Here is a 23620-nt window from a genome sequence, read left to right on the forward strand (position 1 = left end):
TGCGTCACCTCAGCTTGTAAGGTGGCTCGATCAGATGCTGAGTTTGTCGCGTTGGCTGACTGAACGGCCAATTCACGAATCCTTTGCAGGTTGTTGGTCACTTCACCCAATGCCCCTTCAGCGGTTTGTGACAGCGAAATCGCGTCATTGGCATTTCGAACACCCTGATCGAGCCCGCGGATTTGCGCTTCAAAGCGAGCAGAAATCGCAAGACCCGCAGCGTCGTCCTTTGCGCTGTTAATTCGAAGGCCTGATGACAAGCGTTCGAGTGATGTTGCGAGATCGCTCTGCGATCCGGTCAAGTTACGTTGCGCCGTCAGAGACGCGATATTTGTATTTACTGTTAAAGCTAACCCCCAAGCATATGCGTTTTTTTCATTTTGATAATGAAAGGATTCAGTAGTAACATGATTTATTGTTTTTAAATGAAAGTGCTGATTTACTATTTCATTTTATGGTGCTACTAAGAGCTAAGGGATTTGGTCTTCGCAGTGTAGAAAAAACATTAATAGAGAGACATAAGTAAACGTTTTTGAGGAAGCGTATATGAACTTGTAGTGATTGTAATACTTTTTTGGAAAGAATGAGTACGCTCTTGCCTTCCGGCAGACAGGTTTGCGAATGCTTTAACAGGTAGACATAAATACTATAAAATCCCTCAAATACTACTATATGAGGGATTTTATGGTGAATAGACGTTAATTTTCTAGAGGCATTTGTGTTTTACTTTTAATAAATGCTTTTCAGATTCTTCTAGTTTTGCCGCTAGTGCTGCTTTTATATTGACAATAATTTTGTCATTACTATCATTATTATAACGTATTACTAATTGATTATTAGATATATATGATTTTAAAAGAAAAACCATTGCGGTTCGAGAAGTCAAACTCGAGTGCAATGGTTTCTACAAAATAGATTCTTTTTTCCAACAATTACGGAAGTTGACCTTCTATGATTTCTTGTGTCTGCGCTATCCAATCTTTAGAGAAATCTAACGATACTTGGGGTTGGATACCTACCATTTCATAGGCTATAAATTTATGGAAATTCATATCTGTCGGGTAGAAGGTAAAGTTACCTGTGGGTGAATCATATCCAGTCCCATAATTAAGCCCATACGCTATAATCCCATTGGTACGTTGCCCTAGATGAACCGTATTTTTTAGATTTCTAAGTTTTAAGGTAAACTGCTCTCCATTACTTCCTGTAAAATAGTTGGTAAGTACATAGATTTTTGCACCAGATTTCTTAAGAATCTTTACAAAAGGATCACTATATTTTGAATTTCCACCTTCGTTATTACGAAGATCTACAATGATATTAGGTGCGTTTATTTGATCTTTATACGTAGCATAAAATGTTTTAAAAGCATCTACATTACTTTGTCTATTAGAAAACGAACCAAAGTATAAATACTGCGTGTCTTCTGTAAGTTGTTTAAATTCCCAATCCCCATTTTCTGCAGGAGCTTCTACATAGTTAGGACCATCTAATGGTTTTTGTAATCCCCATAGCTTTCCATTATAAAATAACATTGATTTTTGAAACCATAGTTTACGAGAGTATGGATGGTAACGTAGTACTTGGTATTCATTCCCTTCTATGTGATTAATATTATAAGCGATTTGCCCTACTCCCCAAAAATCGGATGAGGCGTTTAAAACAACAGCTACGTATTCTCCTTTTATAGCCGTTTCATACACTCCAATCTCACCTACATATTTATCTATATAGATTCCTTCTATCGCATCAAAGGGTGCTTGTGCTAATAGGTTTCTTAATGCCGTAAGATCTTTAGAAACTGTAGGATGATTTTTAAAAATAGCCGTTTGCTTAAAGTTAGATCGATAGATGGTATCTCGGTATTGTTCATCTGTTATAGGAGCTCCATTGGAAGAGATACTTGCGTGTTTATCTTTTACAACACTAAGAAGTGTATTTAATTTAAACATACAATCTACTTTAGTGATAGGTGATTGCATTTCGCTAGACATCTCTGCGTATACTTTTTGGAATTCAGCGACTTTATCTCCTTTAATTTGTTTTTTGTAAGAGATCATATCCTCCATTTTATTTGCTAAAAAATCGAGATCTTTTTTACAATCACATCCTTCAGAGGTTTGTGCCACTTCGACTTGGCTCAGTGCAGGTTTCGCGAAAGCGAATACAGGAATACATAAAACAGTTACAATAGTAGTTAATAGCGTTTTCATAATTAAGTTTTTTACGTTTGACTTCTGGTTCAAAAGTATATATGAAAAGTCGCCTAGACTACTATATATGATGCTTTGGGGCGAAATGCGCCTATTTTGTGGTAGAATTTAACGTCGATTTTACACCTGTGGCGTAGGTCTTTGATATTGGGATGAAAATATCTTGAGATACGACAATACCCAACTTCCCATTCTCGGTTTTCCAAGATTGAAAATGATAAGGGTTCATTAAAAAAGAACGATGTGTACGGAGCAATTCTGGAAAACTCGTTTCAACGACAGAGAGTTTATTTCGTATTAATTGTTTTTTAAGCGTGCTATTATCTAAAAAAGAAACCTCCACATAATTATCTGACGATTGCACACAAATTAAATCATTAAATGACAATCGCAAACTCTCATAGTTTCCTTCTCCTTGTATTTCGATTTTTGCATCTTCCAGACGTTTGTTTTTATATTTTCCTAACGCCCACCTTCCCGCAAGTACGATAGGGAGAATAGTGGCAATAGCGGGGATGAAAATACTAATAGTATAATATCTTAATGTATATGGATTACGATCGCCAGACATAATCACATACAGATAAAACGAACGTACGACAAGAAATGTAAATAAGATAAAAACAAGTGTAAACAGCATCTCGTTTTTTAGAGACCATTCCTTATTTGACTTTTTATATAAAAATTGTTGTATAGGGAGCATACATATATAACATAGTGCTCCTAAAACGCCATATCCAGGAAGGTACATGAGCTTTTGGGTATCATTAAACTCGTTTACATCAAGAGGTTCTGTAAAGTATAGAAATACAAAAATCCAGATAGCTAGCGCAAGTGCAACTAGCAAATGGTGTTTTATCAAAGCATCAAAAGGATAAGTTTTCAAAGATGTTGTTTATAGCATCTAAATATACTATTTCTTATGTAGTAGTGAAACTCAATTTTGAGAAGTCTACAGGATTTTCTCTGAGGATTGAAACCTTTATTTTAATATAAATACGTTACCATAGGTCACATATTTCTCAGCTTGTAAGGCATCCATTAATACTCCATAATCCTCTTGTTTAAGGCAATTGACAAGTATCACCGTACTTTGCGTCTGCTGATCGTAAAAACTTGTTAAGAAGGAGGTGTCTAGTTGTATATTTTTAGGAATGTCAGCAAACTGTTTTTGTAATATAGGTAAAATAGTACGCTGATCTTTATCTACAACAATGAGTTTTGTTCTATTGCTTTCGCGAAAGCGTATAAAAGATTTTTCACTATCAATGGGACTAGAGAAATAAGCAGATCGCATTCTAAAACGTTCTCTAACCCCAGCAAAATAGACATCTATTAAAGCTTCATCTTCTGTTTGTGAAAAGATGTTGAGGTTATTCATAAGAATATCAAGATCGGTAATTGCTTTTGGAAATGCTTCTCCAAAAAGAGCAATTGCTTTGTCTATAAACGCCTGATCAATAGTTCGGTTGGAGTCCATATAGGATTTTACAAGCGGATATAATTTTTTACCATAGCCATTTACATACTCAAAGCTATACCATTCTCTTGGATCTATTTTTCCATTCAGTTGCTCATACGCCCATCCATTACCGACCGCAGTTGCCAGTCCTTCGTCAAAAAAGTCGTACGCCACCGCAGCATACGGATTGCTAGAGGTGGTAAACCAAGTATCTATATCTTTTTGGAGTGCTAAAGGTTGTGCATCAAATAAGATATGATTCATCTCATGGATGGCAATTCCTATAATGTCTTGGGCTTCTTTTTCTCTTTTGGAAAGGTAGGAACAGATCAGGTTATTTCCTTTTGGGATTGCGGTAGTCCCACCACTTTCTAAGGGAATAGGATACAACATGATTTTAAAGGGTGTCGTTTTTGACCAGCCGCTTCCTAAGAATACATCTACTTTATTGAATAATGTTTCTATTTGTGGAGCATAGGGACGTAGTGCTTCTTCCATACGTCTTCTACTTATTTCTGTAGGTTTCCAAATATGACGAGTATAATAAGGGAGTACACCTCTTAAAATGGCAATAAGTTCGGTATGATCATTAGGCGGTAAAAAACCAATCGTACGTGTGGCAAAGTCATCTATACTTGTTGCGTTTGCACTGGCAATCCATAATAAATCCATGGTACTTATAAACGGATGTCTTTTTTCAGGAAATTGCTCTCTGTGTAGACTTGCTTGCACGTCTATTTTTGAAAAACGTTCTGATAGTAATTGAAAAGTCCTATCGTTTCCAACGGCGGAATCAATGAATTGTTTGTAAGAAGGCGCTGTGCCAGGTTGATTGCTCGCAGCAGCAATAAAACTGAGGGTTCCTAAGATTTCGTTATGCGCTATTTCAATAAAGTCTTTTTGGGCAAAAAGGGATAATTGAAAGCATAAAAGCATGTATGTAAGGGAAACTGTTTTCATTGATTTGATCTTGATTGACATGGCAAAGGACGAAAAAAATAATGGAATGTGACGTGTTTAGAAGTGTTATCCTATTACCACCAAACAACAAAACACTTCTCAATAGATGCCGCTGGTTTTTTAATCCACATCATAGGTGCTTGTTTTCGGAAGTGTTTCTCCTGTATTGCAGGGATTATTTCATCATAAGAAGACCAAGTCACCTTTTCATGTGGTGTATGAATCCACTCATATTTGTAGGTAATATAATATTGGTTTGCTTTGAACGCATCGGTTTTAAAATCTTGCATACGGATCCAAAAGCCTAGGATACAATTTGTGTTTAAGGGATGTATGGATGGAATGGATGTATTGTAAGGTGTAAATAATTGTCCTATAAATAGTACTTGTTGTTCTAGTTCAGAAGCTTCTATACCTAGTGAAGCAAGCGTTTGTTGTCCTTCTTCTGTGTAAAGTAATGGGAGTTGCTTCTGTTTTGTTTTCTTTAGTTTGGCAAAAAACGCATCTTTTCGATTAGGACCAATGAGCCGATGGATAGGTTCAGAAATGGTAGGATCTATGATGTAAAATTTATAGGAAAGTTCTAGGTGAAGAAGTTTTTTGCTACTTCGGCTAGGCTCAGCACAGGTTTCGTACTCCTGCCTAGCCGGCAGGCAGGAGCGCATAATAAAGTCTAGTTCTCCTAAGGTATCATTCCCTTTTTTTATCTGAATGTTATGTGCAACTACCTCATAGACATTTGAGTGTGATATCAATTGATGAAAAATATATTCTATTTGATGCCCTAATCGTAACTTCTCAGGAATGGGCTGTGGTTCAAAATGCGTAAGATCTAATGGTGGTATTTCAAATTGCTGAAGTCCAAACTGTGTTTGTTCCCAAAGGGAAGGAGATGCTAAAAAACCGTGTATATGTTTCACAACCGTAAAGATACTGTTTGTCAATTTTAGTCTCCACTTATTTCTTCGTACAAATCTGTCAAATATAAAACACGCTCTCTTAGGTGTCTCTTTTCATAACTTAGTGCTGCGGCTCTTGCCAGAGAACCACCTTGATAGTGTTTCTGATAATACGAATAATACAACTGCACTTGTGCATTATGAAAGGCACTCCACGTTGCTTGGCTTGCTTCAAGTAATGCTACATCCAGAAGTTTAGGATTTGATTGTAATTTCTGTAAAACAGTTTCCATTTCGGCTTGCCACGCTTCGAGAGCTTGTTTTTCACAATTTATAGATCCTATTGTTGTAGGGGTCGCTTGTTCTATGCAACGGTTATTTTCAATATCTATAGAATGTTTTTGATCTTGTCCATAACTAGATATAGTTACTAAGAATACGAGGCTAAGAAATAAGTTTTTCATACGCGTTGATTTATGCCAGGTAGTATGTACAATCTAAAAATACTATAAATTAATAATATGTATCAGCTAGACTACTATTTTATGGGGAGTTTTTCTTGTGTATTTGGCTATTGCTATGTTTTAGGTTTAAAAGTAAAAAGTAGATAGTTAACTGATAACAGATAGCAGTATTCTGTAATTTTACCATTTTGGGTTAATTATTTATTTAAAAAAGGCAATACGATGTGAAGCCAATAACTAAATTGCTATAATTAACAGCTAATAGGGAATGACTTGAGAGATGCATCTAGCTTCTTTCTTGCAAGTTTGCGACAATTCTAGATCAGTGAAGCAATACCCTTATTAAAACTACGGAGGTTTTCTATATGAAGCCTCCTTTTTTATTAGTGAAACACTATTTTGTAAAGTCTTAAAGTCGCATACAAAATTGGTAGTTGAACTAATCCCGCTTTTTTCAGCAGGATCTATGGTTTAATCTCTGAAGGTTTATTTCTCCGATACCTACATCATATTTTTCTTTTTTTTAATTTGTGATTTGATACCTCGCGTGCTTGCATCGAGATAGTTCATTACCTCGACTCTTTGGGTCGATTTTTAGGATCCAGCACTTCACTTGCCTTGGGATTTAATGCCTTCTATTTATTAACCTTTTATGATCTTAAAGATGATTTTATCAGATCCACCTATTATCTATATGGAGGTCCTGAAACCCAACCTACGATGGACTGACGCACCCCTTTAGTAATTGGCGTCACTCGGTGAATAATAAAAGAAGGAAAAATGATAATTGTTCCTTTTTCTCGTGGTGCATTCACTACTTTTTGATTGATCATAAACTGTAAATCGCCTCCTTCATACTCATCTGGATCGGATAATTGTATGGTCATACTTAGCTTCCGAGCTGAAATTCCTCCTGCACCAAAATCTAAATGCCACTCAAAAAAATCTCCTTCTGAATATCTTGTCAATTGCAACTCTTGGTGAAAGCCTAATAAATCAAACCAATATCTTTCATTATTACACGTAATAGCGAGACTTGCTAATTTTTTATAAATCCAATCATTTTCTGGGGTATTATCAATAAACATCACAGAACTCTTCCGGAGCTCATCGTCAGTCACATTTTGATCAGAAACCGTGGCTTCTATGGTTTTATTATCATCCCAAAAGTTAAGGATTCTATCTATTTCGTGAGGAAGAAATAATCCCTGATAGTACACGTATTCTGCAAAGTTATGTTTAAGAGGGAGACCAAATGAATAGTTTATGGACATAGTAAAAGCTGTTTTTATAAAAATTAAAAATAAGAAACCTGTAAAAGATTTTCTAATGGTTTTGTGTTTCTTTATGCTAGTGTATTAAAAGAAAATCAAGATAGTAAAATATTCAACTTAAAACTGACGCTACTATAGTTTTTAAATGACAGTTTAGATGGGGTTATGACGCTTTCGCGAAAGCGGTAAAAAGTGTAAAGTGAAAAGTAATAGTGAAAAATGTTAATTATAGTCAAACGGATAACGGATAATGAAATAACCCATAAAACAGCTATCGAAGCCACTTTCTCATGGTTGGGAACTCATCTGAAGTACATAAAGACATCCATTCTAAAAGCGGTAATCCTGTATATCTTTTGTTATTGAATTCTTCAATAAGCCACTCGGAGTCATCTTTATATCCACCAGAATGAAAGACAATGTTTAGATCAAGATTTAAATGATGAGCTGCAGCAAAAGACCAAAGAATCGTTGCAATTTCATCTCCATCTGTTGGCCAACTAGAATCCATTTTATCAGTACCTATGAGTGGTCTTAATTTTTCTTCTGTGACCGCTATATGCCCAGCTTCGTGTAATAAGTCTCCAGGATATTTTAATTGTGATGGATTCATTAAAATGGTAGCGCCTTCAAGACTAACGCCTGGCAGAAAGGTGTTATTTGGTAATTTTTTCTCAACTACTGGGATGTGAATTGAGTGAAGAAAACAAATGATTTTCTCAAGTATATCAGTATCTTTTTCTTCTATCATAAATGATCGATAGGTTTGCTGGTCGTTCTTATGTTAAGGGTTTATCTTTCTCAATTCTATATAAAAATCATCTGCGATTTTCATGTCTTTAATTCGTGCATCTCCTTTAAAGGTTCTCCATTGTGTTGATGGATAGATCCATTCTTTCTTCCCATTGATAATCATTTGTAAAGGCATATCAAAACCAGTAACTACATTGGAGTATCTGAATGTGATTTTATTTTGCAATTTTTGATATTCTAATACAGGAATATCTGTCGTCCGTAAATATTGATCAAAGAATGCACTTAAGTCTTTACGCAGTTTTTTGCTTAGATAGGTTTCTATTTGTTTTGTAGTCACTGTTTGATGACAGAATTCAGCGTTCAATCCTCTTAAGGTATTTCGCCATAACTCATCATCCTCTACAAGTGTTCGGAGCGTATGAAGCATATTAGAGCCTTTATAATAGATATCTGATTCACTACCCGTTTCTCGTACACCATAGGTACCAATAATCGGACGATCATTACGGATGTTTTTGCGGAGACCTATCACATACTCGGCTGACGCTTCTTTTCCAAAATAATAATCCAAATAGAGGTTTTCAGAATAGGAAGTAAAGCTTTCGTGAATCCACATATCGGCAACATCCTTATTCGTGATATTATTAGCAAACCATTCATGTCCAGACTCGTGTATAATAATAAAGTCAAATTTTAAACCCCAACCTGTTTTAGAAAGATCACGACCTAAATAGCCGTTTTTATAGTTATTACCGTAGGTGACAGAACTTTGGTGTTCCATTCCCAAATACGGGACTTCTACTAGCTTGTAACCATCTTTATAAAAAGGATAGGGGCCAAACCAATGTTCAAAAGCTTTCATCATCATCGGTGCTTGTTTGAACTGTTCTCTTGCTTTTTCTTCATTGCCTTCAATGACCCAGTAATCCATATCCAAAGGACCTTTCTCTCCTTGATACACTTCTTTAAAATGGGTATAATATCCTATATTGAGATTGACTCCGTAACTGTTAATAGGATTCTTAACCGTCCAATGATAGGTTTTGGAGGTCGCTGTCGTGTCTACACTTACGAGGCGTCCATTAGAAACATCGACCAAATCCTTTGGAACAGTCACGTGCATATCTAGGCTATCTACTTCGTCATACGGATGGTCTTTGTTAGGCCACCACACACTAGCACCTATGCCTTGATTGGACGTAGCAATAAAATGACGTCCTTTTGCGTCTTTCTTCCAAGAAAATCCTCCGTCCCAAGGAGCGTTTTTTGCTTTGCGAGGTTTTCCTTCAAAACCCATAGTGAGGGTATGTGTAGTTCCTTTTTTTTGTTTTTCACGAAGTTGTACAAAATGTGCATTGCCTTCGTGACGGACTTCTAAAGCGATTCCATCTTGCGAGATCAAATTGAGTTTCATCGGTGCTTGCAAGTCAATTTGCAATTCATCCATTCCTTCTTCAAGGACAGTATATGTCATTGTATTTTTCCCTATAATAAATTGGGTATCTGGATTCACATCTACCGAAAGATCGTAATGATTCAAATCCCACCAAGCTCGTTGTGGTGTCACCGAACCTTGTAGCGTATCTTGTCTATTATATTTTTGACCAAAGACACTCAGAGAGGTATATAGTAAGACGAAAGGAAGGTATTTCATTTTGGTTTTCTTTTTTAAATATTCAAATCACAAAAAGGCAAATCACAAATCACAAAAAAGATAAATCACAAATTTTATAACTTCTTATTTCATTTTTTTCTTTTCTCAATAATTGCAGAAAATATTTTCTTTAGTTCTTCAGCTTCATTTGCTAATTCAATGATATTCTTTTTGTGATCGATATTGAAAGGTGTATTTAATAAATGAATCCATAACACCGTTTCTTTTACTTCTTTACGATAAATTTTTGCTCTGTAATCAAAATCTTTTCCACTTAAGTGCTCGTTTGCCTCAATATAATTTGCAGCTATAGATCCAGATGATCTTATCACTTGTTTTCCATCTTCATTATTTGCAATACTATATTGTAATTTATATACCAGATCTCTTACGTTTTTTGCGAATAAAAATGTTCTTTCTTCTAAATTATAAGGTTTGGACATTTTTTGAGGTTTTCATATATGATTTACAAACTTACATTCTTGAGATTTGTTTTTTTGAGATTTGAGATTTTTTAAAGACTAGTTTCTAATAATCTTATTCGGAAACGCAACAAGGCTTTCGTGTCCGTCTTTTCCTATGGCTGCGACGCCAAAAAAGAAATTATCTACCACAATACCTTCAAGTTCATATTCGGTAACATTTCCTACCAGTCGTGCGTTATCCCAAGTAGGTGAGGTAGTATCTCTCCAATAAATTTTATAGGCGACAGCACCTTCTACTGCACTCCAGGTAAATTTTGCATTTGGTTGTACGATCCCGCCAATACCCACACTTTCTGGTGCAGGTGGAGCCCATGCAATACTTGCTAAGTTGATGGCATTGACAGCTGTTAGTTTTGCAGCATAGTCAAAATTTACGTGTTCAAACGTATCTCCATAGTTGATTCCGTTTTCGGTACGAATATCTTGGTGTTGTTGGGTATAATTTTCGTGGGCTTCCATAATACGAATTCCTGCGAATCCAGCATCATTAAACGGACGATGATGTCCGCCACGTCCAAAACGATCCAGACGATAAATCATCATAGGATTCATTTCTGGCATATAGGTTTTTACCGATTTATGAATATAGCGTGCTAACTGACGTGAGATTCCATCCACTTCACCTCCGTAACGACGTCTTGCACTACGCTGGTTTTCTGTTTCGGTAGGAGGGACAGGTTCTGAAAAAATTCGGAAGCTTCGGTTATCGATCACGCCATCTACGCCCGTGATGTTTCCGATCATATCATTGTTTAAAATCCCGATGATGCCCCATTGGTTTGCTTTCGCGAAAGCGGCCAATCCCTGACCCCCAAAGAGTCCTTGCTCTTCTCCCGAAAGTCCAACATATATAATACTATTTTCAAATGTATATTTTGAAAGAACACGCGCTGCTTCTATCGTTCCCGCCATCCCACTTGCATTATCATTGGCTCCTGGTGAATCTGATGTGTAATCGGTAGGATCTGTAACACGGCTATCAATGTCACCACTCATAATAATATATCGGTTTGGATACTTGGTACCACGTTGTATGGCAACCACATTGACGACTTCTACATCTTTTACAATCCGACCATTACGCCCTTTTTCTACCAAATCTTTTTGATAAAAAACTTCCAAACAGCCATTACAGTTTTTTGAAGTCGCATCAAACTGACCTTTGATCCATCTGCGAGCAGCACCAATGCCACGTGTTTGTGACACGGTATCACTTAGGGTATGGCGTGTGCCAAATTCGGTAAGTGTTTTTACATCTTTCTTGATTCTATCGGCAGAGACGGCATCTATGATATCATAGATTCGAGTATCGGTTTGTGCTGTGAGGCTGAACGTTGCTACAAAGAAACTTATGAATAAAAAAGCGAAAAGGGTTTTTACAATGGAATAGGGTTTGTGTGGCATGATGATCTATTTTGAGATGAGTTTTTTAAAAATTATTCGTTTGTGTTTTCTGTGAGTTGGATAGTACCAAAAATACCAGCATCAATCCATCCTCTATTTTTATCGTCTCCTTCTACAGGAACTGAGCCTATAAAATTCTCACGCTGCGGACTGCTATCATTATCGCAATAGGCGAGGGCGAAGCCTATTTTTTGGTTAGGTGCGAGTATTTTAGTTTCGTTGGCTGTATGGTCTATATAGGTGTCTTCATAGATAAAGATTTCACATTCCCACACAGTGGTATTGCCCGTTGTTTTGCGAGCAGAATTAACATGGCTATTGTATAAGGTAGGGATTTCTCCTGGTGCCATATCGACCACATTCCCATCGAGAGCAACGTGATATGCAAAGGCGTTATGGGTAAACTGATGTCCACCGCCAGAATTATCTGCATCGATAAATATTTCAAGGCAGTCGTCGTCCCACCATAAAGCAAGCGGATCTTTATTTTGATCATATAAGACATCATCTTGAATCTCTGCCATCAGGTATAAGGCTTCTGGGGTCCACGTGAGTTTATAACGTCCTGAGAAGTCTTCTTTGGGATATGCTTCTCCAAGCCATCGCTGGTCTAACGGATTCCAAGAAATGTTTTCCCATGCAGGATCATTTGCAATACCATCTATGGTTGGTGTGATAATGGCTTTAGTGACCTGTCTGAGTTGGTGATCTTTTTTTGATAAGAAAACTTCTGCGACATTTTCTTGTGTGTCTTTTTTACAGCCTATCATCGTTAGGATTACAATTAGAAGTAAGGAAATGTTTTTCATTAGGGAGATGAATTTATAGAGGTGGCTTTATTATTTGACTATTTTGTATCTGAAACTAAAGCAAGAAGCGTTGAGGTAGTGTTCGTAGCAATTCTAGTGATGTTATATACATTAGGGTCCTTAAATATAGTTAACACACGCCATGTACTATCCGTTTTCGGGTTGAATGCATAAATAACATTTCCTTTGGGCATTAAGATGGTTCCGTTAATAAGCCAGCACATATCCTCAGCTTCAGGGATAGTTTGGATAATGGTTTGTGTTGCGCCCGTAATAGGGTGTAACGATTTTATTTCCCAAAGATCGTTTTCTTTACTGATATAACTGATGAGGTCGGAATTAGGGATTTTATGTAAGGAGCGACCTATCTTTTTTTGCTGTGTGTAATTGGTTCCATCATTCAGATTGGATACAACGAGGTCTAATCCGCCATCGGCAAGGACAGCCGATACTAAAATATCTCTGGCATACCAAGCATGATAGCCTATGACTAAGTCTTTAACGAGTTCTTTGTTTTTTCCAGTTTCAAAATCATATTGATATAAACGCTGTAACCCTGTGGTATCTAATCGGATGGCAGAGATGGCTTTTTGACTGGGTATTTTGGTAGGGGAGTATTCACTTCCAAAACCCGTATCATTGATCCAATGGACGTTTGCATCTCTTACATTGTAACTTGCAATATCCGTCTGATTATTGCGGGTACTCGCAAAGAGGACTTGATTATCATTATAAAAAGAGGGCTGATTATCATAGCCATCATTGTTAGAGATATTTCGCTGATTTACGAATTCGAGATTGTTGCCTTCTACCAGAACATCAAAGAGATAGACTTCTGTATTGGATTGTGCAAGAACAAAAAACGGACTCACAAGGAGTAGTATTAAAATGCGCATACATTTGATTTTGATCTAAAGATAAGGCATCATACGCTTTCGCGAAAGCGTACCAACCATATTTACCGTGTGAAATTATAAACACAAAAGCAGATTCAAAAAAATACTTTGTAGGCTTAAAGCATTCTTCTGATCCCTATAAAAACAAAAACCATGACGGTATATCCCATAAAAAAGGGAATGATATATTCTTTTAAGCCCGTAATGAGCATTCCACTTATAATTAATAACTGAAAGCCTAATCCGAAGGTAGAAATAGCGGTCATCAGCCATTTAGGGCATAAGGCACCTTTGTAGGCATTCTTATCTAATGCATAGATAGTTTTATCAAATGTACCGTATAGGAGTTTATACATTTTAAAAAGAACATCTACGTGACGTTGTTTTTCTCCCTTTAATGCTACAGGGGTTTTGTCTTCAAAAACACGGCTTGTCGTATCTCCTTGAAGTGAATTGCGAAGAATCACATAATAGTAATTGTAGAGTGTTCCTTGTAATTGTACTCCAAAAAAAGCTAAGAATGTATATAGCATATTGCTATCTGTAATCACGTGAATCGCCAAGAAAATAAGCATATTTAATATAATATCTGACACTGAGTCTAGATATCTTCCAGTGTATGAAGGTGTATTTTTTATTCTTGCCAACTCACCATCGGCAGCGTCAAGAATGGATTTTAAAATAAGAAAAAAACCAGCCCACCAATACAGCCCTTTGAGGATGAAGACAATTCCTATAACCCCTGAAATAATAAAGGCTATAGTCACGTGAATGGGTGTGAAACTTGTATTTTTTAAAGAAGAAGCTATGAATTTGGCTATAGGTCTTCCATAATCAGAAAGATCTAAAAAAGCATAGCGTTCAGGTAGTTTTGACATGTATTTTCAATTAGCGTATATACCCGAAGCTCCTTTAAATCAATAATGTCTTTTGGAAATGAATGAAAAGCAATTAAGATCTTTTTAATTTTTCACTTCAGTCTGAAAGTCAGCATCAAAAAATTTATCAACGTGTCCTCTAGCAATGAAGGTGTTATTGATAAAATTACTCAACAAGTACAATTTTTATTTTTCTTGTAAATTTACTGCTTTTAAAAGTCAAAAGGCGACTTCTATACCGTTTTATTCTGTTTGCTCACTGCATATTTCTATAGTGATTGGTAGCTTCTTATGATGCAGTTCTCTATACACTCCTTTATGTTTTTAATCTTTAATAAATAGCTCTAACACATTCTAAATGGGGAGCGTCTTAGAGTGATAAATAATTATGGGGATTATATATATTATTTGATACAAAAAACAGTCTTTCTTTATGAGAGTATCATAGACATAGCAGTCATTTGTTGATAATAAATCAATGGTTGCTAAGTGTTAGTTTTTCTTATGTATAGTACACCAAATTATCCAAAATAGGGTGTTGTTTATTTTATTGCTAAAGTGCATACGCTATCTTTTGAACTTATTAACCTCAAAATATTTTATACCATGTTAAAAAACATAACAAGTTTAGGCACAACGCTAAACAAAACAGAACAAAAAAGTATTCATGGAGGCCTCAATAATGGGAGGTGTTTTAGAAACTCTGACTGCTATTGTCCAGAACAATATATTGGACCTGGAGATACCTATTGTGGAAGTAATGGATATTGCCAATTCTGGTAGTCTTTCATCAATCAAGTGAATAGAAAAATAGGGGAATTTTTAAAGTTCGCCTATTTTTTTAGCTACATATCTCTATAACGCTTCGTAGAATCATAAGGAGCATCGGTGTCTACATATTTTTTTCTATTGTTTGGAACATAGGTTTGTAAGTTTGTCGCATCCCAATAGGGAACACCTAAGAATTCTGAGATCACAGTAGCATCTTCTTTAATAGCTTTATAGTTGGCATGATCAATCAAATTGTACCGTTGACCGTCTTCAAAAACAAAATTGAGTTCATAACTCGTATAACTACTATTTTTCGATCTTACATATTCAGGAATGATTTGCAATGCAGCAATCGTATCTAATTTGATATGCTTTTTAGTTGTTAAGCGCTGAAGACTATTGACGGGTTTTTTAAAGCTTTTATAGAAATAGCCAGATCGCTTATCTAGTACAACCGGTCGTATGTGTAGGTAAAGTAAATAGAAACCTATAAACGGGAAAATAAAAACAAATAAAAAGGCATATTTAAAATCTCCTTCTGTACTGAAGAAACCACTACTAAAAAAAATGACAATAAAAATTATAGGAAATACTGTAAAAACGAGTGCAAATAGCAATCCTGCTGTAGATCCTTTATAGTGTAATTCTGAAGAAGATACTTTTTTTAGTGTACGTGTTTTAAAGTTTGCACCACCTCTAGCTTGTGGATGCCAAGCTGTTTTGTCTGCCAAAGGATCATTAAATACAGAGGCGTCAAAAAGTTCAGGTTGTAAGCGTTCCTTTATTTTTTCTATAAAACCTTGCAAACCCATAGTGCTTTATACTTTTTCTTTTAAATAATGTCCTGTGTAGGATTTTTTATTTTTAGCCACTTCTTCAGGAGTCCCTTGTGCCATGATATTCCCTCCATTTTTACCTCCTGTTAACCCGAGATCAATCACATAATCTGCACATTTTACCAAATCCATATTGTGCTCTACGACAATAATACTATGTCCTTTTTGAATCAGCGCTTCAAAAGAAGCAATAAGTTTCTTAATATCATGAAAATGTAACCCTGTAGTAGGCTCATCAAATATAAACAGAGCTTTGTCTTTGGTTGTCCCTTTGACAAGGAAAGAAGCAAGCTTGATACGCTGTGCTTCTCCACCTGATAGGGTAGAAGAGCTTTGACCTAAGGTAACATACCCTAAACCTACATCTTGAAGTGGTTTTAACTTACGAGTAATTTTTACTTCGTTATGTTCAGAAAAGAAGGCAACAGCATCATCTATGGTCATTGTCAGGATATCATCAATATTCTTATCATTAAAGGTGACTTCGAGGACTTCTTTTTTGAACCGTTTTCCTTTACAATTTTCACATTCCAAATGCACATCTGCCATAAATTGCATTTCAATAGTCACTTCGCCTTCTCCTTTACAGGTCTCACAACGCCCTCCGTCTACATTAAAAGAAAAATGCTTCGATTTGTAACTCCGTATTTTACTCAGCTTCTGATTTTCATATAGTTTACGAATATCATCATAAGCTTTAATATAGGTCACAGGATTGGAACGCGAGGATCTTCCTATTGGGTTTTGATCTACAAACTCTACGGTTTTTACAGTATCAAAGTTTCCTTTGATCTCCGTAAATTGTCCTGCTTTTTGTCCATAACCGCCTATCTCTTTCAATAGAGCAGGATATAAAAGTTTACGCACTAGTGTACTCTTTCCACTACCAGAAACTCCAGTAACCGCAGTAAATACACCCAGAGGAAACCGAACATCAATATTTTTTAAGTTATTTTCTCTGGCGCCTATAATGTCTACATAAAAACCGGTTGTTCTCCTTGTTGTTGGGACAGCAATTTTTTTCGTTCCATTGAGGTATTGCGCGGTTAGAGAATCACTAGCAAGAATATCTTGATAACTCCCTGTAGCAACTACGTGACCACCAAAGGTTCCTGCTTCGGGACCTATATCAATAATTTCATCAGATGCTTTCATAATGTCTTCATCGTGTTCAACAACAATGACGGTATTTCCAAGATCACGAAGTGATTTAAGAACATCTATTAATTTTTCAGTATCTTTTGGGTGGAGCCCTATGCTTGGCTCGTCCAAAATATACATAGATCCCACAAGACTACTTCCCAAGGATGTCGCCAGATTAATACGTTGTGACTCTCCTCCCGAAAGGGTATTTGATTTACGATTGAGCGTTAAGTAATCTAAGCCAACTTTGGATAAGAATTCAAGTCGACTATTGATTTCTTGTAAAAGACGTTTGGCAATCGTCGTATCATATTCATTTAACTGCAACTCTTTAAAATAGTCGGCGACTTCATTGAGAGGCAACGTGACCAAATCAATGATGTTTTTATCTCCTACTTTTACGTATGTCGCTTCTGGTCTTAGGCGTTTTCCTTTGCAAGTGTTACATTTTGTTTTTCCGCGATAGCGAGAAAGCATCACTCGATTTTGAATTTTATAGGCTTTGGATTCCAGAAATTGAAAAAATTGATTGATTCCTTCAAAATGCTCATTGCCTTCCCATAATAGTTGTTTCTGCTCTTCTGTAAGTTCAAAATAGGGCTTGTGGATAGGGAAATCAAATTTATAGGCACTATTGACGAGTTGGTCTCTGTAATAACTCATGCTTTCTCCTCTCCATGGGAAAACACCGTTTTCAAACACAGACAGCCCTGTATTTGGAATCACAAGATCTTCATCTATGCCAATCACATCCCCGTACCCTTCACACGTAGGACAAGCACCATACGGGTTGTTGAAGCTAAATAAGTGTACATTAGGTTCTAAGAATGTCATCCCGTCTAGCTCAAATTTATTAGAGAAATGTCTCCGACTTTGATCGCTTAAGGATTCTATAAATAATTCTCCTTTTCCTTCAAAAAAAGCAGTTTGTACGGCATCTGCCAATCGGTTATTAAAATCTTCGTCATCAGGATTTGTGACAATCCGGTCTACGACCAGAAGCACATCAGCGGCTTTTATTTTTTTTACATCATCTATAGCATCAATCCGTTTTACATCGTCTTTAACTTTTATTCGCGCGTATCCTTGTTGTTGAAGGGCTTTGAGTTTGTCCTGTAATTTCCGTCCTTTTTCCAGATGAATAGGGGCGAGGAGTAGGAGTTTTTCCGCTTTCGCGAAAGCGTTAACAAACTTCACCACGTCTGTAACCGTGTCTTTTTTGACTTGATTACCAGAAATAGGCGAAATAGTTTTCCCAATGCGTGCATATAATAATTTGAGGTAATCATAAATCTCTGTCGAAGTTCCTACCGTAGATCTTGGATTCGTAGAGTTTACTTTTTGCTCTATGGCAATAGCAGGAGCAATCCCTTTGATGTAATCTACTTTTGGTTTGTCCAGCCGTCCTAAAAACTGTCTAGCATAGGACGAAAGACTTTCTACATAACGTCGCTGTCCCTCTGCATACAAGGTATCAAAGGCTAAACTGGATTTTCCAGAACCAGAAAGTCCCGTAATCACAACTAATTTATTACGCGGAATAATGACATCAATATTCTTAAGATTATGAAGTTTTGCTCCTTTGATAATAATATTTTCCTTCGGATTTACAAGCGAAATGTCTTCTAACATAGTATTTTTTTGCATCTGGAAACAAAGATACTACTTCTGTTTCATACCGAAAACACTAGTGTTTCTGTATTTTTTTTAAATAAATAATGACATTTTTTTGCAATTGTTGAAATAATACTATTATATTTACCACTGTTAACACAATAAAATACATTTCTGCCTATAGCATATTATTACTTTTAAAAATGATGATTGAAAGGAGACCCTCCTTTTTAAGTTATAACCTACAAAAGTGTAATATGAAAACAGTGTTAACAGACGATGCCCTACTCGTTAGTAATTATATCCAAGGCGATGAAAATTCATTATCGATATTAATCACGAGGCACAAACAGCGTATTTATAGTTTTATTTATTCTAAAGTATATGATAGAGATATCTCTGAAGATATTTTTCAGGATACCTTTATTAAAGTAATTAATACTCTTAAACGAGGGCGTTATAATGAAGAAGGTAAATTTCTCCCTTGGGTAATGCGTATTGCTCATAATCTTGTTATTGATCATTTTAGACGTAACAATCGTATGCCTAAGTTTGATAACGATGGAGAGTTCAGTATATTTTCTGTATTGAGTGATAATTGTCTCAATGCTGAAAAACAATTAATCAAAGATCAGGTGGAGTGTGACGTAAGACGCTTGATAGAAGAGCTTCCAGATGATCAAAAAGAAGTGCTTTATATGCGCGTATATCAAGAAATGAGTTTTAAAGATATTTCTGAAAAAACAGGTGTAAGTATCAACACTGCACTAGGAAGAATGCGATATGCACTTATCAATTTACGTAAGGTAATTGACAAGCATAATATTATTTTGACAAATTAATATAATAAGCGAGTAGATTTTGCGTTATTGACATAACTTATAAACCAAAATTACGTATATGTCAAAAATTTACTCAGAACCATCGCCGGGTAAACAGGCTGAAAATTTGGAACCAAAAGTAGAAACCATTTCGTTTTTACTTAATTATTCGAAGGCTTTAAGTGTTATAAACTATAAATCGATGAATTTTGAAGCAATCATCAACTAAACTTTGTAAAAAGCCCAATCTTGCGATTGGGCTTTTTCTATTTTAATGCGCTAAGTATTTATAGATTTTTTAATTTAATAGTATGTTTATCTATTAAAGACATTCAGAACGATGTCATTTCTTCTAAAAACTATGAACAGATATAAAACAAAAAATTGGTAATGTATTTTTTAAGTTTTTAAGACTATAAAAAATAATTACCAATTTTCTTATTCAATACAGTATTTGACTTTCCTTCAAATTCGAATATTTAAAAATTATATTCTATAAAATTATTTTTGAAGTAATTGTCTTAAAGATTGTTGAATTAAAAGGTCTAGAAGCATGGTCTAGTTACAGTACCTCCATTTTGGCAATATCCAACTTGACATCCAGGCTCACAACCAGGTGCCCAAAATGGTTCAAGACCATCTGAACATGATGTATTTGCTCCACATGTAGGACCTCCTGCTTCAGGCTCCTCTTCTTCACCTCCAAAGATATACTTTTGTTGTTTTGTAGTTAACTTTTGAACTCCTTCTACGTTTAAAATAGTTTTTAACATGACTTTTTGGTTTTAATGATTAAATTATAATTTGGGTTATAAATTTTATGACTTAATGATAAATTAATAAATAGCTGTAAACAAGACAATTAACAAAATTTTAATTTTTCATTTTTCATTTTGAGTTAACTAATTATAAGATTTTTCGCTTAATTCGTTTTTTGTTTTGTGGGTGAGAATACTTATAATAATCGAAGTATCTTTCTACTTTAACTCCTTACAAAGATGCAACCTAAGCTTTCCTGTGGTGTTACATAATTTTTGTTTTATGTTTCAAAATTATAATTAGAAGATACAGAGTAGTTTACGTAAAATAAAACTTTGAACGAATGATAAATACAGTAAGCAAAGTACGCAAAAGAGGAGGTTATAAAGAAAGATGTTTAAAATCAAGGAAGTAACAAAAAATAGTAAGTGATATATAAGTCATTGCTAAAATTGTTTTGATACTCTGTACCTTTTGGTTAAGGTTTTTCATTTTCAGATGGTTGCCTTATTTTTTTGAAATTTGAATTTTCCCTTTTAAAATTTGTACCTTATATACATACATCGAGATAGTTCCTTTAGTTGGTAAGATGTAAAAATAGATTACTTTTTTTTAGCTCGCTTTTCTAAAGCTTTATAATAGTCATTAATCACCGTTTTTCTTCCTATAGTTTTAGTAATTATATCTTTTTCAAGATCCCATCCACGAGCAGGCGAGTATTGACGTCCATACCAAATAATTTGTAAATGCAAATCATTCCATACGTGTTCTGGAAACAGTCGTTTGGCATCTTTTTCTGTTTGCACGACATTTTTACCGTTGGTAAATCCCCAACGATACATCAATCTATGAATATGAGTATCTACTGGAAATGCAGGTGTTCCAAACGCTTGTGAGACAACAACACTTGCTGTTTTATGTCCTACAGCAGGAAATTCTTCCAGCAATTCAATATCATTGGGAACGATACCATCATATTTATCAATTAACATGTGAGAGAGTCCGTGAATACCTTTGGATTTCATAGGGGAAAGTCCGACAGGTTTGATGATTTCTCGAATTTCTTCTACCGTTAATTTGACCATATCATAGGGATTGTCGGCTATTTCAAATAGCAATGGTGTAATCTGATTTACCCGCACATCGGTGCTTTGCGCACTTAGTAATACAGCAATCAATAAGGTGTACGGATCTTTATGATCTAATGGAACTGGAATCTGAGGATATAATTCTTTTAACGTATCTATAACGAAATCAACTTTTTCTTGCTTGGTCATTTTGTTTATCTTAGCAATGTGTTTAATTAAACAAAACACTTTTTGTGTTTTTTATGATGAACTCTATAAAATGTCAAACCATATTTAAAACGAAGATAATGAATACACTTAAAGTAGGCGATAAAGTACCTGATTTTACCACCACAGATCAAGATGGAAATACCGTTTCTCTTTCTGATTTTGCAGGAAAAAAATTAATTGTTTTCTTTTATCCAAAAGCATCTACACCCGGTTGTACTGCAGAGGCTTGTAACTTAAGAGATAACTATCAAGCACTACAAGACCAAGGCTACACACTGTTAGGCGTAAGTGCTGACTCAGAAAAACGTCAGAAAAACTTTGCGACTAAATACGAATTCCCCTTCCAATTGCTCGCCGATGAAGATCATAGCGTGATCAATGCCTTTGGCGTTTGGGGACCGAAAAAATTTATGGGTAAAGAATATGATGGAATCCACCGTAAAACGTTTAAGGTTGATGAAAAAGGTATCGTTACCGAAGTGATTGATAAAGTAAAAACAAAAGATCACGCAGCACAATTGCTGTAGCTAAAATTAGCACATAAAAAAGCTCCCATCGGGAGCTTTTTTTGTATAGTAATTTGTGTCAAAAAATATCTAATAGAAGTAAATCATATATACAACATAATTTAAATACATTTTGTAACGCCCAAATTTGTACGTTTATTTTTGTTGGTCATAAGCAATACCTTCATATCCAAATTGCTCACGAGACTTAATCATTTCCGCAATTCCTTCAGGAAGTAAATCTTCCCAACCTTCTTCACCATCGTGAATCATACGTAATACCTCTCTTGAGAAAATACCAGAAATTGTTGGATCGTAATTTTCGATATCGACTACTTTACCATTGTATTTAAAGAACTTATACAATTCTTTCATACGTGGATGTACTTTTAAGTTTTTACTTGTGGTCAATTCTCCTGTCTTAGGATCTTTCATTGGGTATAGATATACCTTAAGATCTTTAAAGAAAAGCTTTCCAAAAGCTTCTAGAATACCTCCACTTAAATGACGGTAATATCCAGCATCAAAGACATCAATAAGATTATTAACTCCCATGACGAGTCCCATACGTTCTTTGGTAAAGTTGGAGAAGTACTCTACTACTTTATAATATTCTTTAAAGTTAGAGATCATCACCGTTTGTCCTAAAGAACAAAGCAATCGTGCTCTAGCCATAAAATCTTCTTCATCTATTTCTCCTTCTGCACGTAAGTTGGAGAGGGTAATTTCAAAAATAACTTCTGTTTTCTTTTCATTTACGCGATTTGCTTCTAAGAACATGGCGAGTGACTTCTCATACATATCCATATTTACCTTAGTAACAGGTCTAAAACTACCACGTAACGCGAGTACATTCTTTTTATAGAGAATAGCAGCAGGTAAGATATTATTACCACTCGGATCAAACATCACGGCTTCTGTCATTCCGTTTTTAACAAGCTGTAAACTCATTAAACGATTATCAACTCCTTCAAATTGAGGTCCAGAAAAGTTAATGGTATCTATTTCTATTTGATCTTTATCAATATGATCATATAGATATTTCAACAAATGTTTAGGATTATCATGCTTATAAAAAGCACCGTAAATCAAGTTAACACCCAATGTTCCTAAGGTTAGTTGTTGGAGTCTAGCATCATTTTCGTGAAAACGAACGTGCAATATAATTTCATTAAACTCACCTTCTGGCGTGATCTGAAATTTAATTCCTACCCAACCGTGTCCTTTAAATTTCTTAGCAAAATCTATGGTAGCCACCGTATTTGCGTAGGTAAAGAAGATTTTGTTAGGATGTTTATACCGAGAGATACGATCTTCAATAAGTCTCATCTCGTGTGAAAGCATTTTTTTAAGACGTTTTTCAGTGACATAACGTCCATCATCTTCTACACCGTAAATGGCGTCACTAAAATCCTTATCATAAGCACTCATTGCTTTTGCAATCGTACCGCTTGCGCCACCAGCCCTAAAGAAGTGACGTACTGTTTCTTGTCCAGCACCTATCTCTGCGAAGGTTCCGTAAATATTTTCGTTAAGATTTACTCTTAATACTTTGTTCTTTATGGAGGGTACTTTTTCAAATTCCTTATCTCCAAGAATTGTAATAGCCATAGTCTATTTTTGCCTTTTAGTAGGGTTGTTCAAATATACTAAATAGCTAGGGTACCCAAAAAAATTAACTGTATTTTTGCATCATAATTTTATACATAGATTACTTG

General features: G+C 35.4%; 22 protein-coding genes and 2 pseudogenes. 4 read left to right on the forward strand and 20 right to left on the reverse strand.

From position 1 onward, the window contains the following. Positions 1-302, reverse strand: a pseudogene (locus Q0505_RS02540) (flagellin); the annotation flags it as partial. 104 nt (positions 303-406) lie between these two features. Between Q0505_RS02540 and Q0505_RS02545 the strand changes: the two are divergent. Further along, positions 407-526: pseudogene (locus tag Q0505_RS02545) on the forward strand (bifunctional phosphoribosyl-AMP cyclohydrolase/phosphoribosyl-ATP diphosphatase); the annotation flags it as partial. A gap of 180 nt (positions 527-706) precedes the next feature. On the opposite strand, the gene Q0505_RS02550 reads toward Q0505_RS02545, so the two are convergent. From Q0505_RS02550 to Q0505_RS02615, 14 genes are all read right to left on the reverse strand, one after another. Next, on the reverse strand, positions 707-886 hold the full coding sequence (locus Q0505_RS02550; protein ID WP_299208449.1) for a hypothetical protein: 180 nt from the start codon (positions 884-886) through the stop codon (positions 707-709). A gap of 46 nt (positions 887-932) precedes the next feature. Beyond that, positions 933-2213, reverse strand: a complete 1281-nt coding sequence (locus tag Q0505_RS02555) for a S41 family peptidase (protein WP_299208451.1) — start codon at positions 2211-2213, stop codon at positions 933-935. A gap of 91 nt (positions 2214-2304) precedes the next feature. After that, positions 2305-3099: a LytTR family DNA-binding domain-containing protein gene (locus tag Q0505_RS02560; RefSeq protein WP_299208453.1), complete on the reverse strand. Its 795-nt coding sequence runs from the start codon at positions 3097-3099 to the stop codon at positions 2305-2307. A 96-nt stretch (positions 3100-3195) separates the two neighbouring features. After that, on the reverse strand, positions 3196-4635 hold the full coding sequence (locus Q0505_RS02565) for a hypothetical protein (protein WP_299208455.1): 1440 nt from the start codon (positions 4633-4635) through the stop codon (positions 3196-3198). A 74-nt stretch (positions 4636-4709) separates the two neighbouring features. Next, on the reverse strand, positions 4710-5555 hold the full coding sequence (locus tag Q0505_RS02570) for a DUF1853 family protein (RefSeq protein WP_299208457.1): 846 nt from the start codon (positions 5553-5555) through the stop codon (positions 4710-4712). Between the two features lie 26 nt (positions 5556-5581). After that, positions 5582-5998, reverse strand: a complete 417-nt coding sequence (locus Q0505_RS02575) for a lysozyme inhibitor LprI family protein (protein ID WP_299208459.1) — start codon at positions 5996-5998, stop codon at positions 5582-5584. Positions 5999-6684: 686 nt separating this feature from the next. Continuing rightward, positions 6685-7272 (reverse strand): 2OG-Fe(II) oxygenase, encoded by a 588-nt coding sequence (locus Q0505_RS02580; protein ID WP_299208461.1) that lies wholly within the window; start codon positions 7270-7272, stop codon positions 6685-6687. Between the two features lie 271 nt (positions 7273-7543). After that, positions 7544-8023 carry a hypothetical protein gene (locus Q0505_RS02585; RefSeq protein WP_299208463.1) on the reverse strand — a complete coding sequence of 160 codons (480 nt, stop codon included), beginning with the start codon at positions 8021-8023 and terminating at the stop codon, positions 7544-7546. 33 nt (positions 8024-8056) lie between these two features. After that, positions 8057-9682 (reverse strand): M1 family metallopeptidase, encoded by a 1626-nt coding sequence (locus Q0505_RS02590; RefSeq protein ID WP_299208465.1) that lies wholly within the window; start codon positions 9680-9682, stop codon positions 8057-8059. Between the two features lie 89 nt (positions 9683-9771). Next, entirely contained in the window at positions 9772-10125 is a 354-nt protein-coding gene (locus Q0505_RS02595) for a four helix bundle protein (protein ID WP_299208467.1), read from the reverse strand. Between the two features lie 78 nt (positions 10126-10203). After that, positions 10204-11571 (reverse strand): M28 family peptidase, encoded by a 1368-nt coding sequence (locus Q0505_RS02600; RefSeq protein WP_299208469.1) that lies wholly within the window; start codon positions 11569-11571, stop codon positions 10204-10206. Between the two features lie 32 nt (positions 11572-11603). Further along, positions 11604-12380: a sugar-binding protein gene (locus Q0505_RS02605; RefSeq protein WP_299208471.1), complete on the reverse strand. Its 777-nt coding sequence runs from the start codon at positions 12378-12380 to the stop codon at positions 11604-11606. A 38-nt stretch (positions 12381-12418) separates the two neighbouring features. Next, positions 12419-13276, reverse strand: coding sequence for a hypothetical protein (locus Q0505_RS02610; RefSeq protein ID WP_299208473.1), 858 nt, complete (start codon positions 13274-13276; stop codon positions 12419-12421). A 116-nt stretch (positions 13277-13392) separates the two neighbouring features. Beyond that, on the reverse strand, positions 13393-14154 hold the full coding sequence (locus tag Q0505_RS02615) for a CDP-alcohol phosphatidyltransferase family protein (protein ID WP_299208475.1): 762 nt from the start codon (positions 14152-14154) through the stop codon (positions 13393-13395). Between the two features lie 606 nt (positions 14155-14760). Here Q0505_RS02615 and Q0505_RS02620 point away from each other — a divergent pair. Next, positions 14761-14937 (forward strand): hypothetical protein, encoded by a 177-nt coding sequence (locus Q0505_RS02620; RefSeq protein ID WP_299208477.1) that lies wholly within the window; start codon positions 14761-14763, stop codon positions 14935-14937. A gap of 62 nt (positions 14938-14999) precedes the next feature. On the opposite strand, the gene Q0505_RS02625 is transcribed toward Q0505_RS02620, so the two are convergent. Together Q0505_RS02625 and uvrA are read right to left on the reverse strand one after the other, a co-directional pair. Further along, positions 15000-15737, reverse strand: coding sequence for a hypothetical protein (locus Q0505_RS02625; protein ID WP_299208479.1), 738 nt, complete (start codon positions 15735-15737; stop codon positions 15000-15002). A gap of 6 nt (positions 15738-15743) precedes the next feature. Beyond that, positions 15744-18536: an excinuclease ABC subunit UvrA gene (gene uvrA, locus Q0505_RS02630; RefSeq protein WP_299208481.1), complete on the reverse strand. Its 2793-nt coding sequence runs from the start codon at positions 18534-18536 to the stop codon at positions 15744-15746. Between the two features lie 239 nt (positions 18537-18775). Between uvrA and Q0505_RS02635 the strand changes: the two genes are divergently transcribed. Continuing rightward, on the forward strand, positions 18776-19360 hold the full coding sequence (locus tag Q0505_RS02635; RefSeq protein ID WP_299208483.1) for a sigma-70 family RNA polymerase sigma factor: 585 nt from the start codon (positions 18776-18778) through the stop codon (positions 19358-19360). Positions 19361-19884: 524 nt separating this feature from the next. Here Q0505_RS02635 and Q0505_RS02640 read toward each other — a convergent pair. Further along, entirely contained in the window at positions 19885-20112 is a 228-nt protein-coding gene (locus Q0505_RS02640; protein ID WP_299208485.1) for a hypothetical protein, read from the reverse strand. Positions 20113-20700: 588 nt separating this feature from the next. Further along, the gene (gene nth / locus Q0505_RS02645) at positions 20701-21375 is read right to left on the reverse strand and encodes an endonuclease III (protein ID WP_299208487.1); all 675 of its coding nucleotides are present in this window, start codon (positions 21373-21375) and stop codon (positions 20701-20703) included. Positions 21376-21473: 98 nt separating this feature from the next. Here nth and bcp point away from each other — a divergent pair, with 98 nt between their 5' ends. Then, positions 21474-21923: a thioredoxin-dependent thiol peroxidase gene (gene bcp / locus Q0505_RS02650; protein WP_299208489.1), complete on the forward strand. Its 450-nt coding sequence runs from the start codon at positions 21474-21476 to the stop codon at positions 21921-21923. A 135-nt stretch (positions 21924-22058) separates the two neighbouring features. On the opposite strand, the gene Q0505_RS02655 is transcribed toward bcp, so the two are convergent. Further along, positions 22059-23513 carry a TonB-dependent receptor gene (locus Q0505_RS02655; protein ID WP_299208491.1) on the reverse strand — a complete coding sequence of 485 codons (1455 nt, stop codon included), beginning with the start codon at positions 23511-23513 and terminating at the stop codon, positions 22059-22061. Between the last annotated feature and the right edge of the window lie 107 nt (positions 23514-23620).

The organism is uncultured Dokdonia sp. (genome assembly GCF_937910895.1).
Classification (GTDB): domain Bacteria; phylum Bacteroidota; class Bacteroidia; order Flavobacteriales; family Flavobacteriaceae; genus Dokdonia.